The organism is Paracoccus jiaweipingae, from assembly GCF_044335505.1.
GTDB lineage: Bacteria > Pseudomonadota > Alphaproteobacteria > Rhodobacterales > Rhodobacteraceae > Paracoccus.
On record NZ_JBISBS010000009.1, the window covers coordinates 24,561 to 39,473 of the forward strand.

Genomic DNA, 14,913 nt, shown 5'->3' on the forward strand with positions numbered 1-14,913 from the left:
TCACAGACCCTTCGTCGCCACGGTGCCCCAGCGACGGCGGCGGGGCGTCGCAGAGGCGGTAGCGATCCGGCCTTCCAAGTCGCGGATCGCCGCTGCCAGTTCAGCATCCGAGCCATAGGTCACGGTCTTGCCGTCGTAGCTGACGCTCCGTAGCCCGGCGAAGCGGGCTTCCTGCAGCGCGGTCAGCAGGGCCTGCATGCGTTCAAGGTCCATCAGTCCCTCATGAAGTTCGGGGTGTAGGCCCGCCGTTTCCGGCGTGGTGTGGTCAGGGTTCCGGCCTTGGGCTGGGCCGGGTCGGGTGGTGCGGAGGCCGCGGCGACCGCCACTGGCAGGCGCGTTTCCACGCCCGCCTGCGCCTTGAGCCGCCGCCAGGTCGCTTCGTCCCATCGGTCGGCACCAAGGATCCACGCCGCGGCGCGGGCATAGACCCGGCAGTCCAGTGCCTCGTTCCGCTCGCGCATCTTCTGCCATTCCTGGTGGGCGTAGCCGCGCTTGTTGCGGATGGTGACCAGCTGTTCGGCCACCAGCTGTTTCAGCCATTCGGTGTCGGCCCAGCCGGGAAGGTGGATCGTGCCGGGTGGATATTGCACGCCCAGCGCGTTCGGCGGACTTACGCCGCGCCACTGGCGCGACGGTTCCGCCTCACCTTCATCCGAGGGCCGTTCGATCCGCAGGAACCGGTAGGTCTCCGCCTTGAACGTCGCCGTGGCCACCGACCAGAGCCGTGCGCCGCGGCGCAGCCGTTTGCCGCCGATGGTCGCATCGACATAGGTCGGGCCAGAAACTGGAGCGGCGCGGTTGAAGCCCTCAAGCCCCTTCAACGGGGCCACCTGTTCGAAGCCAACCTTGCGCGACCAGACATAGACCGCCGCCGCCTCATACCCGGTATCGATGCCAAGCCTCGCCACGGTCATGAAGGCGCCGTTGGCGTGCTGCCACGACCGGCCGAGCAGGGCCGTCAGCTTGTCCCAGGCGGCCGGATCGTCAGGCCCGCCCGGGATGACGATGTGATCGACAAGCCAGCTTTCCAAGCCCCGGCCCCAGGCCCAGATGTCGACTTCGATCCGGTCCCTCTGGACGTCGGCGCCTGCCGTCAGGAATAGCCCCGCCATTGGCACCGTGCCCGGCTTCCAGGATTCACGCCGATCCGCCAGCCGTTGCCATTCCGGCGCGTCGCCGCTTTCGACCCAAGTCTCGCCCAGAAGCGTGTTGCGTGCGGCGCGCAGCGTCTCGTCCGACCCTTGGGCTGCCAGCCATTCCCGCGCGACGTCGGACCAGCTCTTCCAGCCCAAGGGCGAATAGAGCGCCGAGAGATGGAAGCCGATGGCCTTCGGATCCCTGGAAACCGCCGTCGCCCGCCATTCCCCCTTGGCCAGCATCTCGGTCTTGTGGTGCTCGGCGATGGGACGCTCGCAGCCCTCACAGTGATAGGCGGCGGTTTCAGGCTTCCCCTTTGCCCAGCGCAGTCGGTCGAATTGCAGCCATTGCATCGTGCCGCAATGCGGGCAGGGTACGAAGTAGCGCCTTTGATCCGATGCCTCGAACTCGCGCTCGATCCGGCTCAGGCCCCGGATCGTGGGCGTCGAGACCATGAACACCTTGCGCCGGTGCGAGAAGGTGGTGGTCCGTGCCTCGGCCAGTGTGACCGGATCGCCTTCCTCGTCGGCCGAGGCGGGATAGGCGTCGACCTCGTCGAGGAAGACATAGCGCGCGGGCATCGACCGCAGGCCGGTCGCGGAATTCGCGCCGGTCAGCACCAGGATGCCGCCGGGGAATTCCTTCGACAGCATCGAATTCCCGGCATCGCGGGACCGGGCCGGGTTCACCCGCTCGCGCAGCGCTGGGCTGTCTGCGATCAGCGGATCAAGACGGCCCCGTGAGGTGCGCTTGGCCAGTTCGAGGCTCGGCAGCACCGCCAGCATCGGCCCTGGCGCGTGATGGATGACGAAGCCGATCCAGTTGTTCCCTGCCTCGGTCGCGCCCACCTGCGCGGCCTTCATGAAAGTGATGCGCTGGGCGGGATGGCCCGGCGACAGCGCATCCATGATCTCGCGCAGATAGGGTGCGCGGGCGGTGCGATAGCGTCCCGGCTCGGCCGCGCCGCGCGACGACAGCCAGCGATGCTGATCCGCCCATTCCGACACCGTCAGGTTCGGATCGGGCCGCATCCCCTGACGCCAGACCCGGAGCAGATCCTCGGCGCCGTCAAAGCCGAGGTCGAGGTCGGCCGTCAGGTCGTTCTCGTCCTCCTCATCATGCAAGCGAGACCCGGAGGTCGGCGAGGGCGTCGAGCTGTTCGCGGACATGGGCTTCCAGCACCCTCTGCATGATCGCGGTCTCGATCGTCACCGATGCCCCGGATTGCCGTTCCACCTCCGCCATGATCTGCGCCGCCATCAGAGCGGCCACCCGTCCGGGCCAGGTCACCCAGACATCCCGTTCCTGCCGCGCCAGGCGGAAGACGAGGGTCTCCGCCCGGGCACGGTCGACCAGCGTGCCCTTCTTCTTCTGGACCGCGATCTGCTTGTCCTGCGCGGCATAGACCGTCAGCAACGTACGCGCCTTGATGTAGGACGAGGTCTCGCCCGCACCGCTGGCCAACCCATCCCCACCCAAGGACCGCCGCTGCTGGTCGGGGTCCGTCATTTCCGCACGCCGCACATCCGAGGCCGCTGCATTGATCGACCCGTCGTCATGGACCACCAGTCGTCCGTTCTTCCGCGCCTTCTGCACCCCGCCACGGGACAGGCCGGAATGGGCCGCATACTCGCGTTCGCTCATGCCCTTCATGGCGCCGTGATGCATATCAACATATTGAAAATGAACAGGAAAATGCAGTCATTCCCGTTGATTGTCTCCCCCTTCGGAGCGATTCTGTCGTCCATCAACAGGCCGCATCGCGCCGACACCAGGAGGGCTTCACCATGACCACGACCACCATCCGCATCGACTACTCCACCCTTCCGGAGGGCTTCGATCTGAGCCGCCCGGACGCCATTGCCGAGGTCATCGAGCAGGCACTGCGCGAGAGCGGGATCCCGGCTGACGCCTCCGACGTCCTGTCGCACCTCAAGATCGAACTGCCGACCGCCCAGCTTGGTGTCGCCAGCCGCACGCTGGCCGAGATGCGGCTGATCTGACCGGAGCGATCAGAAAGTATCCGTTTTGATCAAGCGGCTCGTGACGCCCATTCCCGGTCCTGATGGACGAGGCTGTTTGCAAGCTCCAGCAGCTTTCGCATCAGGGCGGTCAGTGCCACCTTTGCGGGTTTACCAGCTTGGATGAGTTGCTTGTACTTTCGACTCAGGTCGCTGAAGCACTGCGCGGGCCTGCTGCGCCAGATCACCGACAGCACCTTCAAGGAAGGCGAACACGCCGCCTGACGCGTCCACACGGCGCGACGGCCGCCCCGTCCGATGACGGGGGTGAGCCCGGACCGTGGCCCCAGTGGGGCCGCGTAAGCCGGGCGAACGTCCGTAGAAGGCGCGCACACCGCGCGCCCACAGCCACGGAGGCCCCGATGACCACCCCGTCCGACACCCAGTCTCTGATCCTGTCCCGCGCTGCGACCCGGCCGGGGAACCTCGCCCTGCCGCTGCCCGAGGGGCTGGTCGGCGCCGCCGCCAAGATGGTGGTCGGCAAGATGATCGCCCGCGGCTGGCTCGAGGAGGTCGAGGCGAAGCTGCGTCGCAGCGAGCCGATGTGGCGCGAGACCGGCGACGGCCACGGCACCACGCTGATCGCCACCGAGGCCGGGCTGGAGGCCATCGGGATCGAGCCGGTGGTGGCCAGCGCCGTCGCCAGCGTGCGGAGGGCGAAGCCCAAGGCGGAACCGGTGAAGACGCCCGACGACACCGAAACCGCGAAACCCGTCGCCATCCGCGCGGGCACAAAGCAGGCGCAGATCATCGCCATGCTCCAGCGCCCCGAGGGCGCGACGGTCGCCGAGATGGTCAAGGCCACCGGATGGCTGGCCCATACCGTCCGCGGTTGCATCTCTGGCGCCCTGAAGAGGAAGCTGGGCCTGCCCATCGCCGCGGAGAGAGTCGAGGGCAGGGGGACCGTGTATCGGCTCTCACCTAACCCAAGCTGCTAGTTCCTCTTTCGCTCCGTCACTTACCTGAAGGGCGATAAATTCGTTCAATAACTCGGGGTCCGGTTCGACCCGAATCGGGTCGCACCTTTGATCCCATGTTTCATAGTTGGAGGGGTCACTTGCGACGATCACACCGATACCATGGCGTTCTGCTTCTTCCACGATCCTATTGAGCAATTCGACCTCTTCATCAGGATTGGGGCAGTGCATCCAGAGGTACGACTGCGTTGCGGCTCTTCGATGCGCCAAGGCTTCGTAGACACCCGTCACGTTCAGCGCCCAACTTGGCTTGATCTCAAAAGTGATCAGGTCGAAATACTTCCCGGGAAGAAAGGAAAAGACGCGAAGCGCGGCAACAACCACGTCTGGCCTTGTCCAAGTGCCACCGGTGTTTCTTCGACCTTGGCTTGCGGTTACTTCCACGATCTGGTGTCGAAATCGGCTGTCTCTCGCCCATGGTCCCCGAAGGACTTCTGCCATTGGCTCATAAAGATCCTTTTCGCTGGGCTGTGGCGCTTGAGGGACTGCGGGTTGAGGTTGTTGCCCTAGGTCGATGGCTTCCGGCGCCTCTTCTGCTGCGGCGGGTGGAGCAATTGCCACTGCACCCCCGCGGGCGCGATAACGACGAAGCAAACCAAGATCCACGACCTTGTCCCGGATCGGCCAGTAATCGTCTTCGGGCCAGCCGAGTTCACGAAGCAACCGCGTGTTTCCTGCACTACCTCCGAGCTCACGAACCTTCTCGACCAATGCCTCCTGCATTGCTCTTATTTCGTCATCAGACTTTCCCTGAAGAGACATGGTGCGATCCTGCTTGCGGCTGTTTGCTGTCGCAGCATGGCGACATCCGCAAGCATATGAACTTGGCGTAAGCCAGGACTCAACACCGGAAGATCAACTTTTCTCAATTTTGCCGTCGCTTAGCTGAACTGCTGTATTCCCCGTCACCATCTCCCACCGCCGCACGGCGACATCGCAATAGACCGGATCCAGTTCCAACGCGCAGCAGCGCCGCCCGGTGCGTTCCGCGGCGATCAGCTGGGTGCCGGAGCCGCAGAAGGGCTCGTACACCAGGTCGCCGGGGTCGGTGAAGGCTTCCAGCACCGCCTCGACCAGCGCCACGGGGAACACGGCCGGATGCGATCCGGCGTCGCCCAAGCCCCCTTTGTGGCGCATGATCCGGAACACAGAGTCCGGAATGCGGTGGCTCTGGATCGCGTTGCCGTAGCCGGTCTTGCGGTGGACCGTGCCGTCGGCCCCGCGCAGTCCGCCGCCGCCGAGGGTTTCGCCCGCGTGCTTGCTCTCCACCGTCTTGTTAGGCTTCCGCGGCTGGCGGTTGAAGTGGAAGATGAACTCGTGCGAGGGCGCCAGCCGCCCGTTCCAGTCGCCGGGAAGGCCCGGCCCCTGGTCCCAGACATACCAGCCAAACCGCCGCCAGCCCTGCTCGCGCATCCAGTCGAGCCAGCCCTGCCAGTACGGGATCCACTCGCCGTCCCGATGGACAAGGCCGAGGTTGACCAGCAACTGGGCATTGGCGGTGACCGGTGCCGCAGTGAACACGCCCTGCATCAGCGCATCCCAGTCGCCGACCTTTTCCTTGGCGGCGCCATAGTCGCGCTGCTGGGCATATGGCGGGGAGGTGAACATCAGCAAAGCTTGCGCCCCGTCCATCAGCCGCGCCACCACGGCCGGGTCAGTGGCATCGCCGCAGATCAGCCGGTGATGCCCGAGCCGCCAGATGTCGCCCGGACGGGTGATCGGATCGGCCGGGGCCTCGGGGATGGTGTCAACCGCGTCATCGTCGATGGACGCACGGTCGTCGGTATCTTGCAGCAGCGCGTCCAGTTCGTCCTCGGGGATCCCGATCAGCCCGAGGTCGAAATCCTCGGCCAGCAGCCCGCGCAGTTCCTCGAGGAGGAGCGCCTCGTCCCAACCGCCCAGTTCAGTGAGCTTGTTGTCTGCGATCCGGTAAGCCCGGCGCTGCGCTTCGGTCAGATAGCCCAGCACGATGACCGGCGCTTCGGCCAGCCCTAGCTGGGCCGCGGCCAGGACCCGGCCATGGCCCGCGATCAGCTCGCCATCGGCCGCGACGAGGCAGGGAACAGTCCAGCCGAACTCGGCCATGCTGGCTGCGATCTTCGTCACCTGGTCGGCGCCGTGGGTCTTGGCATTCCGCGCGTAGGGCCGGAGACGGGCCAGCGGCCAGTGTTCGATCCGGCCGGGCAGGTGGGGCGCGTTCATGCGGCGAGCCGCTTCGCCTTGAGGGCGGCGAAGGTCTCGCCGGTTTCCGCCAGCACAGCCTCTTGGCCGGTGAAGGACTGCCACCGTTCGATGGCGACATCGACATAGGCTGGGTTCAACTCGACCCCGAAGCAGACCCGGCCGGTAGTCTCGGCCGCGATCAGCGTGGTGCCGGAACCCATGAAGGGCTCATAGACCGCCTGGCCGGGGCTGGAGTTGTTCAGGATCGGGCGGCGCATGCATTCGACCGGCTTCTGGGTGCCGTGCACGGTGTCGGCATCCTGATCCCGGTTGGCGATCTGCCACAGCGTCGTCTGCTTGCGGTCTCCGGCCCAGTGACCCTTGCCCTTGGCGCGGACGGCATACCAGCAGGGTTCGTGCTGCCAGTGGTAATCGCCGCGGCTGAGGACCAGCCGGTCTTTCGCCCAGATGATCTGCGACCGGATGGCAAAACCCGCGGCGGCCAGGCTGTCGGCTACTGTCGCCGCGTGCAGCGCGCCATGCCAGACATAGGCGACGTCGCCGGGAAACAGCGCCCAAGCCTCGCGCCAGTCGGCGCGGTCGTCGTTCAGCACCTTGCCGGTGCGTTTGGTCTTGGCCGCGCCTGCCTGGTTGCGCCAGGAGGGATCGTACTCCACGCCATAGGGCGGGTCGGTGACCATCAACAGGGGGCGCACATCGCCCAGCAGCCGCCCGACCACATCGGCCGCAGTGCTGTCGCCGCAGATCAGCCGGTGCGCGCCCAGCTGCCAGAGGTCGCCCGGCACCGACACCGGCGCGACCGGCAACTCCGGAACATCGTCCTCGCCCTCGACCGGGCCATCGCCGCCCAGCGCCTCGGGATCCCGCAGCAGCGCGTCCAGATCATCGTCGTTGATGCCGAGCAGGGTCAGGTCGAAGTCCTCGGCCAAGAGCCCCGCGATCTCGTCGCGCAACAGCGCCTCGTCCCATTCGCCCAGTTCGGTCAGCTTGTTGTCGGCGATCCGGTAGGCCCGGCGCTCGGCCTCGTCGAGATGGCTGAGCCGGATCACCGGCACCTCGGTCAGCCCGAGCATGGTGGCGGCCAGTACCCGGCCGTGCCCCGCGATCAGTTCGCCGTCGTCGGCGACCATGCAGGGCACGGTCCAGCCGAACTTGGCCATGCTGGCAGCAATTTTGGCCACCTGGTCGTCGCCATGCATCTTGGCATTGCGTGCATAGGGGCGCAGCCGGGCAATCGGCCAAGACTCAACCTGGCTCGGCGCGAAGACGAGGTCCATGGGGCGGGGCTCGGGATGTGGGGGAGGGAAATGAAAAGCGCCCGCGAGGGGGGTCCTCCGGGCGCAATTCTTCGATGATCAAGGGGTAGGTCAATGGGGGCAGGTCTGTCAATCCGAAAAATGAAGCGGATTCAACGGCTTCTCAGGAATTGGTTTTCCGGGGTGGCTTCTGGCCACCTGGCTTCCCCGAAGGTGGTTTCCCTGGCTTCCCACCGGGAATCCACCCCGACCAGATCGTGATTCCGCAAGCCGCTGATCTGACTCACGAATTCCGGCTCCGGGTCGCAAGGTGGCTTCCGCCTGGCTTCCCCGGTGAAATTGCCTCACGCTAGCGTACCGCTGCGCTGCGCCCCCCCGCACACGTTCAGGGCCGGGGAGGAACCAGAGGAGGGGGGGATAGCCTTCGGTTTCGGCCCGTTGTGGATCAGAGCGTTTCGGAGAAATGCGCGAGCAGGAAGCGACTTGGCTGATCCTTCTCGGCCCACGCATCCCAAAGCGAACGCGCGACGGGATCCGAAGAAGTGATCAACCTGTTGACTTGGTCATGCCTCTTCTGACGCGCACGCGATCCGAAAATGCCATCCGTGCCGGGCAAGAGGTAGTCGTCCACAATTGACGACGTGAAATCGCTGACAGTTCTTGCCTTGCGATGCCGAATGGCCAAGTCCGCCTGGATTTCGCTGACAAACTGCACAGGAGCCGACTTGCCATAGAATTCTGCCGCAAGCTTCCATACCTCGTCCAGAGCGTTATCCTCGATCAGCAGGCGCAGGACCTCCGGAATGTAGTCGTCGGCGCGTGCCTCTTGGAACACAATTCGTGCTTGAGCGAACTGCTCCTTGGTTGGAGGGTGCGCGTCGTCGTTCGCGTCTCTTACCAAGAACTTGCGTTGTTCGCGCAGGCCATTGAAACTCGATGTCGACACCAGAACTCCACGAATTCTGAACGTCCAAGTCTGATCGTCTATTGTGACCGGGCCGATCTCGTCGTGCAGAAAATGCGGCACGATCTGGGTGCAAACGACCTTGTACTCACCCCAACCAGCATGAGCGCCCAGCGCAAGGCCTTTCGGATCTGCGAACCCGAAGGTCTGGGTGCGGTTTTCCTCATCAACGATCCATATGACGAAGTCGGGATAGTACCAGTCCGAAGAATCAACCCGTAGCCTGAAGGACTTGGCGTCCTTTTCTATGTTCCGCTTCAGCCAGATCTTTCGTTTTCCCCAGACCAAGGGCGTAGAAGCTGCCTTTGGGTAGTCCTTCTTGGGGTAGAGGTAGGTGATCAGGTCGCGAACGAACTGCTCTTCTTCTCGGTTCAATGCCCCAGGCCCAGACAAAACTCCTGAGCCCTGCTGGTCGAGAAGAAGGGGTTGGTAGACGCTTCCAGGGGCGAGAACTTCGCAGTTATTGCTGGTGGCGCTGACAATCAGGGGCAGATTCTGTACGTCAGGGCACAGCACGCGGTCACCGAACAAATTCGGCTGGGACTTGTCAGGCATTAGTGATTTCCTTGAAATACTGGCTTGGAATGCCGCTTTCCGACGCGCCAATGATCTCGTACCGGCTGTGCTTGGCCTCGATCTTGCGGTAGGCGCTTTCGAACAATTTCCTCGCCACCGTACTGGCCGCTATCTGAAGACGCTGAATGTCCTGCCGACTTTGAATGCTGCAGAAGCCCGGCAGCGCCCACACCTCGTACGGGCCCGAATGAAGGGCGGTGCTGACCGACGTTCGATCAAAGCGGAGGTTCCAGCGCTTCCCTATGCCCTTCCACTGGACGAGCTCTGAATAGATCGCGTCGATGTCTAGAAGATGAGCGGTTTGCTTGAACGCTGCGGTGACGTCGGAGCCAACACGGGCTGCATTCTCATCCAGTCCATCTCGCCCAATGCGTGCGGTTGCGACGCCAGCCGCATAGGACACAACAACCTTGTTCACGGATTTCAGCCAGTTGACGTCGCGCAGGTCGACAAGGAACGCGCTTTGTTGCGGGCCTACGGCCTTGATGGATAGAAGCGCGGGTGCTTCCGGGAGCCAGTTTTGGACGTCGCAGACGGTCCTGGTCTTCTCTCCGATGCCATTCTCGAACAACCCGGCAAGAAAAGCCTGGAGGTACCGGGACTTCAGGCCAAAGACGAACGCCGTCTGCAGTGCGGCTAGATCGCCTTTGATATCGCGCAAGCGCTTTCCGTTGCCGTTTGTTCCGGCAAAACGAACGACCCGCCCGAACATCTGGATGATGAGCGATCCTTCGTTCTGCCCCAGACGGAGGAGGGTCAAGCTCGAGGCCCGATAGTTGTCCCACCCTTCCGCAAAGCGGCGAGATCCGATCAACAGGTTCACGCCCGAGTTGGCCAGTTCCAGGTCCGCGAACAAAGATGCGGTGAAAGCGTCATCTTCGACTTCTAGGGACGCTGCCTCCAGCGCATCTTTCAGCCCCTTCACATCGCCGACGTTCACGACGCCATAGTAATGCACGCTGTCGCCGCGACGAAGGCCGAGCCCCATCTCGCCCGGTGACGTCTTCAAGACACGAAACAACGGAATGTCGCCGTCCTGCCAGCCGAAAACATCGTTCAGGATTCGGGCCTGAATTGCCGCCGCAGACATAGCGTGCAACCCAGTGGTCACGACCTCAGGTAGGAGGCTGGCACCTTGTCGGGCTGCATCCAGCACGCGCGTGATGCCTTCCGAGATGAAGTCATCTTCTGACAACGCCCGGTCGAGATATCGCAGGACATCTATGACGTCGGACGTCTGCTCCTTGTCGCCTTCGTTCTTGCCGCCGATCACGGAAAGGCCGAGCAGGACCCATAGCGGCTTCGCGATACGCAGACCCCGGTCCTTGATCTGCTTCTGCACGTCTGACTTACCGAAGCTTGCCAGCTGATACCAATACGCGATCAGCGCCGCGGTCAGGGTCGTGTGCTGGATTTCCTCGGTGGTCTCGTCGTGCCCGTCGAGCTTCACATTCCAGAAATCCTTGCCGTAGAGATCGGCATGAAACCGGTCGTAGGCATAGTCGAGCATGATGGCCTTGGCATACCTGCCGAACGTGGCCTCGGCCTCGGCCACCTGGCCGAAGGTCGCCGAGAATTCGACCAGCATGCCGCGATGGTCGGGCTGGCTGTCCCCGATCCCGGCGAGGTCGGACTGCAGCTTCTTCCAGACGCTTTCTTCGCTGCGCTGGCCCTTGTGTCCTTCGTCGACGAAAACGAGATTGCGCCCATCGCGGAAGACCGATGTGGGGATGGTCACCCCGTCGCCCTTCTTGGTTTCGGCCAGCTTGTTGATGTCGACGACGATCACGGTGTCAGGATGCAGGCGGCCGAGGCTCGAGGCATCGCCATCCATCGGATAGGCAAAGACATCGAACGCCTTCGTTTCCCGCAGCTTGTCGGCATGCTGGCGCGACAGGCTTTCCGATGGCGTGATCAGAATGGTGCGATCCCAGGTCCCGGCGGCGTGCAGCATCGCGATGCAGGCGTGCAGCACATGGGTCTTGCCCGATCCGGTGGCCATCCAGAACGCGGCAAACTGCAGATCGTCTGCGGTGAAGGGGCTGATTGTCTCGCTGCGGTTCTTCTGTGCCCAATCGGCAAGGAAGGCATTCAGCCGCTCAAGGAATGCCCCCTCGTCCGTGCTGCGGCACTTCTGCCAGTGCGCGAACAGGATCAGCGACAGATACTGCGCATAACGCGGCGCCAGCTTCACTGTCTGGCACGCCGCGCGGACCGCCTGATCCGCCTCTGTCAGCAGGGATGCATCACCCCGGCAAAGCGACTCCATCTGCGCCAGATAGTTGCCGTCTGCCATCGCTAGGTCGGCCGTCATCGTGTCTTCGACCGTCGAGAGCCCGCGCATGACGGCAGCCAGATCCAGCCCGAGTTCGTGGGCCAGCGCATCGCGCAGGACGAGGGCCTTCTTCAGCCTGGCGTGACCGGATGCCATCAGCGCCCCCCGAACTGAGTTGCAAAGATGGCCTCTATGGCCTCGAACCGCTCGCAGCCTTCAAAGGCCAGCTCCGGCATGGCGTTCGTCAGGAAGCGGTCGGCAGGATGCTCGGCCATCTTCGCCCTACACCAGTCCTCATTGCCGTCCCGGTCACATTCGCGGAACAGCACAGTGACAGACCGGTTGCGGCGGTCAGTGCCGGTGACGACCACGCCCTGATCTTCTCGGTAGAGGCGCTCCACATCGAGGCCGAGCAGGTAGATCAGGCTTTCGACTAGATCGACTTCGCGGTCGACGGCGTCGCCGCCGCCTTTTGCGCATTTGATGCTGTAGCCAAAGGGCGAGCGGAAATGGTCGACAGACTGGAACAGTCGGCGGGCGTCCCGGTCGAGGCGGTACTGGATGGAAAATGCCAGGTTCTCGAACGCCATCGCATCCTGAGGTTTGGGCTGGTCGATGTTCAGGGTCTCAAGCGTGTCGTCGTACTGTTCAAGCTCTTGGACACGAATGAAAAGTCCAGGCCCACGATGATCTTTGGCCTTCCCGGCTTTCCACTGGGTCGCACTGCCAACCTTCTTTATCCGTGGAACAACCAGCGTTTCGAAGTAGCGGTTGACTTCAACCGTGATGAACTTGCGGTGCCCGAAATCCAGACGATTGGCTTCAACCACTGCATGAGCGGAACTGCCCGAGCCGCCGAAGCAGTCGAGGATCGTGCTGTCCTTCTCGGCAGCTTGGTTGATGAATCGCCGAACGAAGCGCGAGTTCTTCGGCGACAGGAACGCCCCGGCAGTCCCGAACAGGTCGGTCAACTGCGCCTCGCCGTCGTTGTAGTCGTAGAAGACGCTGGTCCCGATGTTGGTCTCGACCTCGTGTAGGAAGCCTTTTGTTCTTGGCACCTTCTTCTCATTCGGCCCCCAAGCAATTCGATGATCTTCTGACAAGCTCTGGAAGCTACGGCGCCCCGGGCTTTCCGGATCTGGGAACTGTGGGAACTTCCAGCCACTGTTCGGATGACCGCAGGGCTTCTTTGTGACGGGGTGCAACGGCTTGTAATAGCGGAAGTTCAGATGATTGGGGTCTTTGGTCGTTTCCGCCTGTTTAGAGGCAGGTGCCGCTGTAGGAATTTCACTCCATACCCACAGCACCGCTTCACTTGCTCGCGCATCGTTCTCTGAAACGTACTTTCCATTCTTGTCGCGATACTCGGCGTATTTGTATGGCATGATCCCTTTCCAGGGATCCTGCTTCTTGGTCTCGTTGTTCCATTCCAGGCCGCGTTCTTCCAACTGTTCCCGATATTCGATCAGGTGCTGGTCAAACAGCGCGGCAATCGCTTTCTCGACCTCGGCAATCGGCGGGTAGTCGTGCCCCAGCCTTTCCACGAGATCGAGGATTTCGGCACAGCCCGGTTTTGGCTCCCTGAACATTTGGGGGATGCTTTCGGCCACCGGTCGCGCTTTGGCAAAGACATGCACGAACTCATGGTTGGTCGAGTAAAGGGAAAGCTGGCTGTTGGCGGTGTTCTGGGTCCAGATCAGTTCCTCAACCCGGTTCTGCGCGCCGAAGACTTCGCTGAGCACATGTTCCAGATTGGTCCGCTCCTCGGAATCGATGCTCACGAAGATCGCCGATTCACGGTTCATCAGATCGCGGATGGCCTCCGTCCGGTCACGCATCAGCGCGGCCCAGGACGCCTTCTTGTAGCCATTCTTGTAGGGAATCGAGCTGGTCGCTGTGTTGTAGGGGGGGTCGATATAGACGCACTTCACCGATTCCGCGAACTTCGGCTTGATCGAATTCAGCGCTTGCCAGTTGTCAGAGCGTAAGGCGACGCCGTCGATGATGGCCTCAAGCTGGTTCGACTTCGTGATGGCCGCGACAAGATCCCACCGGAACGCCGGATCAAAGTGCTTGGTGTCCACCGGCAGAGGGAACCAGCGTCGGCGCGCAGCCTGCGCGAGATCGCCCTTGATGACTTCATGGCAATCGTCGGCAGAAGCGAAGTCGCCCAGCCCCAGATCCTTCCACTCGGACTGTTGCGCGGCGATGATCTGCGGGAGGTGGTTCACCAGCCAGTCTTCACCCGCCAGCTTGGCAATCCTGTCGAGCGTGATGACATAGCGCGTGGTGAAGACCAGCTTCTTCTTCTCCCACAGGGATTTCTGGAAATCCTCCAGCACCGCCAGGAAGTCGATGATCTGCTGGCCGATCTCACGCACGATCCGGCCGACCCTGATCAGGCGGCGGGGCAGTTCGGTGTCGATCAGCAGCTGGTCGGCGTTCAGCACCTCGGTCTTCAGGAAGATGTCGAGGTCTTCGCGAAGGGCAGCGCCAAGCCGCTTGTGAATGAAGAAATCCGACTGGTTCCGAGCGACGAAGTGGTTCAGCCAGCGCTTCAGTTCGGCCTCGTCAGCGTTGATGTGCCCCTGGATGGCCTTAACGATGTCGTCTTTCTGCTTGTTGGACTGCGCGCCCTTCAGGTACTTCAGCAAGACCATGTACCGGCCGTCCTCGGCCTTGGTAACGGTATCGATCTCGTAATGCGCCTTGTCCGTCGGCTTCAGGCTGGCGCGCGTCTTCTGCAGTTCATCGGGTTCGACCGAGAAGACGATGCGTTCGCCATTGGACAGGCGCACGGTGAAGTCGGTGAACGTGTCGCCCGACTTGATGTAATACATGTCCTCCGTCGCCCAGTGGAACTCGGTGTCCTCGCCGGTCGAGCGGATGTATCGGCTGCCATCCCGGCCATAGCGGCGTTCGACGATGAAATCGCCATCCTGGTAATGGCGCGAGAAGAATTGGTAGAGGCGGTTCAACACCTCGCGGCGGTCGGTTCCGACATTCTCGCTGGCGCGCAGCTGTTCTTGAAGCGAACGGTATTCATCGACCTTCGATTTGAAGGCGGGGAAGCGCTCTGCCTGATCAAGCAGATCGCGCCGCTCCTGATCGTTCATTCCCGGCTTGATGCCGATTTCGCCCTCAATTTCCTTTATGCGAAGGCGGCCCCCCGCGGCTTCTTCATCGTCTGCTTTGCGAAAGGCCGTGGCGAGGATTTCAGATAGTTTTCCACCTTCCAGCGCCTTGGTGCCGTTCTTTTCGACCACCTGACCGAGGAATGCTTTCACTTCCTGATTGTGGTGGCGAATGACCCGGTAAAATCCGAAGTCGAGGCGTTCCGCTTCATCCAGCTGAAACAGTTCCGCCATCAACTCGACAAAGCGGACCTCAGCTTGTTCAATCGTCGTCATCAGATACCTTCCTGCCCCGGCTGCCGCCGCCGCGACATCGTTTTCCGGCGACAATAGACGGCACATCCGCCCAACGGAAGCGGTTTAGGCCTGTTGCTCGGGGTTTCCAAAGG

At 62.7% G+C, this 14,913-nt stretch carries 11 protein-coding genes; 2 read left to right on the top strand and 9 right to left on the bottom strand.

All coding sequences use genetic code 11. The features are described from left to right. From ACFXP9_RS13445 to ACFXP9_RS13455, 3 genes are read right to left on the bottom strand one after another with little or no spacing between them, the layout of a single operon-like run. Positions 1-213, bottom strand: coding sequence for a phage head-tail joining protein (locus ACFXP9_RS13445; protein WP_036706918.1), 213 nt, complete (start codon positions 211-213; stop codon positions 1-3). Next, complete coding sequence (locus ACFXP9_RS13450) at positions 213-2,306, bottom strand: phage terminase large subunit family protein (protein WP_397210280.1); 2,094 nt, start codon at positions 2,304-2,306, stop codon at positions 213-215. The genes ACFXP9_RS13445 and ACFXP9_RS13450 overlap by 1 nt, the downstream gene beginning before the upstream one ends. After that, positions 2,254-2,790, bottom strand: a complete 537-nt coding sequence (locus tag ACFXP9_RS13455) for a hypothetical protein (protein WP_397209203.1) — start codon at positions 2,788-2,790, stop codon at positions 2,254-2,256. Before ACFXP9_RS13455 ends, ACFXP9_RS13450 begins: the two co-directional genes overlap by 53 nt. A gap of 134 nt (positions 2,791-2,924) precedes the next feature. On the opposite strand from ACFXP9_RS13455, the gene ACFXP9_RS13460 reads away from it, so the two are divergent. Together ACFXP9_RS13460 and ACFXP9_RS13465 are read left to right on the top strand one after the other, a co-directional pair. After that, a complete protein-coding gene (locus tag ACFXP9_RS13460) occupies positions 2,925-3,140 on the top strand; it encodes a hypothetical protein (RefSeq protein WP_397209181.1) in 216 nt (71 codons plus the stop codon). Positions 3,141-3,520: 380 nt separating this feature from the next. Further along, on the top strand, positions 3,521-4,096 hold the full coding sequence (locus ACFXP9_RS13465) for a DUF3489 domain-containing protein (RefSeq protein ID WP_397209180.1): 576 nt from the start codon (positions 3,521-3,523) through the stop codon (positions 4,094-4,096). Here the strand turns inward: ACFXP9_RS13465 and ACFXP9_RS13470 are convergent. The 6 genes from ACFXP9_RS13470 to ACFXP9_RS13495 all read right to left on the bottom strand — a co-directional run bounded on the left by ACFXP9_RS13470 (position 4,076) and on the right by ACFXP9_RS13495 (position 14,800). After that, on the bottom strand, positions 4,076-4,897 hold the full coding sequence (locus ACFXP9_RS13470) for a hypothetical protein (protein WP_397209179.1): 822 nt from the start codon (positions 4,895-4,897) through the stop codon (positions 4,076-4,078). The genes ACFXP9_RS13465 and ACFXP9_RS13470 overlap by 21 nt on opposite strands. Before the next feature lie 93 nt (positions 4,898-4,990). After that, positions 4,991-6,337 (bottom strand): site-specific DNA-methyltransferase, encoded by a 1,347-nt coding sequence (locus ACFXP9_RS13475; RefSeq protein ID WP_397209178.1) that lies wholly within the window; start codon positions 6,335-6,337, stop codon positions 4,991-4,993. Continuing rightward, positions 6,334-7,596 carry a site-specific DNA-methyltransferase gene (locus ACFXP9_RS13480; RefSeq protein ID WP_397209177.1) on the bottom strand — a complete coding sequence of 421 codons (1,263 nt, stop codon included), beginning with the start codon at positions 7,594-7,596 and terminating at the stop codon, positions 6,334-6,336. Before ACFXP9_RS13480 ends, ACFXP9_RS13475 begins: the two co-directional genes overlap by 4 nt. 424 nt (positions 7,597-8,020) lie before the next feature. Continuing rightward, complete coding sequence (locus ACFXP9_RS13485; protein ID WP_397209176.1) at positions 8,021-9,094, bottom strand: hypothetical protein; 1,074 nt, start codon at positions 9,092-9,094, stop codon at positions 8,021-8,023. Next, positions 9,087-11,546 (bottom strand): DEAD/DEAH box helicase family protein, encoded by a 2,460-nt coding sequence (locus ACFXP9_RS13490; protein ID WP_397209175.1) that lies wholly within the window; start codon positions 11,544-11,546, stop codon positions 9,087-9,089. Before ACFXP9_RS13490 ends, ACFXP9_RS13485 begins: the two co-directional genes overlap by 8 nt. Continuing rightward, positions 11,546-14,800, bottom strand: a complete 3,255-nt coding sequence (locus ACFXP9_RS13495; RefSeq protein ID WP_397209174.1) for a DNA methyltransferase — start codon at positions 14,798-14,800, stop codon at positions 11,546-11,548. Before ACFXP9_RS13495 ends, ACFXP9_RS13490 begins: the two co-directional genes overlap by 1 nt. Positions 14,801-14,913 lie beyond the last annotated feature (113 nt).

Bases quoted from the DNA above. Each gene is read 5' to 3' on its own strand.
- ACFXP9_RS13445 (WP_036706918.1), bottom strand. From the start codon at position 213: ATGGACCTTGAACGCATGCAGGCCCTGCTGACCGCGCTGCAGGAAGCC.
- ACFXP9_RS13465 (WP_397209180.1), top strand. From the start codon at position 3,521: ATGACCACCCCGTCCGACACCCAGTCTCTGATCCTGTCCCGCGCTGCG.
- ACFXP9_RS13450 (WP_397210280.1), bottom strand. From the start codon at position 2,306: ATGTCCGCGAACAGCTCGACGCCCTCGCCGACCTCCGGGTCTCGCTTG.
- ACFXP9_RS13490 (WP_397209175.1), bottom strand. From the start codon at position 11,546: ATGGCATCCGGTCACGCCAGGCTGAAGAAGGCCCTCGTCCTGCGCGAT.
- ACFXP9_RS13460 (WP_397209181.1), top strand. From the start codon at position 2,925: ATGACCACGACCACCATCCGCATCGACTACTCCACCCTTCCGGAGGGC.
- ACFXP9_RS13495 (WP_397209174.1), bottom strand. From the start codon at position 14,800: ATGACGACGATTGAACAAGCTGAGGTCCGCTTTGTCGAGTTGATGGCG.
- ACFXP9_RS13475 (WP_397209178.1), bottom strand. From the start codon at position 6,337: ATGAACGCGCCCCACCTGCCCGGCCGGATCGAACACTGGCCGCTGGCC.
- ACFXP9_RS13455 (WP_397209203.1), bottom strand. From the start codon at position 2,790: ATGAAGGGCATGAGCGAACGCGAGTATGCGGCCCATTCCGGCCTGTCC.
- ACFXP9_RS13480 (WP_397209177.1), bottom strand. From the start codon at position 7,596: ATGGACCTCGTCTTCGCGCCGAGCCAGGTTGAGTCTTGGCCGATTGCC.
- ACFXP9_RS13470 (WP_397209179.1), bottom strand. From the start codon at position 4,897: ATGTCTCTTCAGGGAAAGTCTGATGACGAAATAAGAGCAATGCAGGAG.
- ACFXP9_RS13485 (WP_397209176.1), bottom strand. From the start codon at position 9,094: ATGCCTGACAAGTCCCAGCCGAATTTGTTCGGTGACCGCGTGCTGTGC.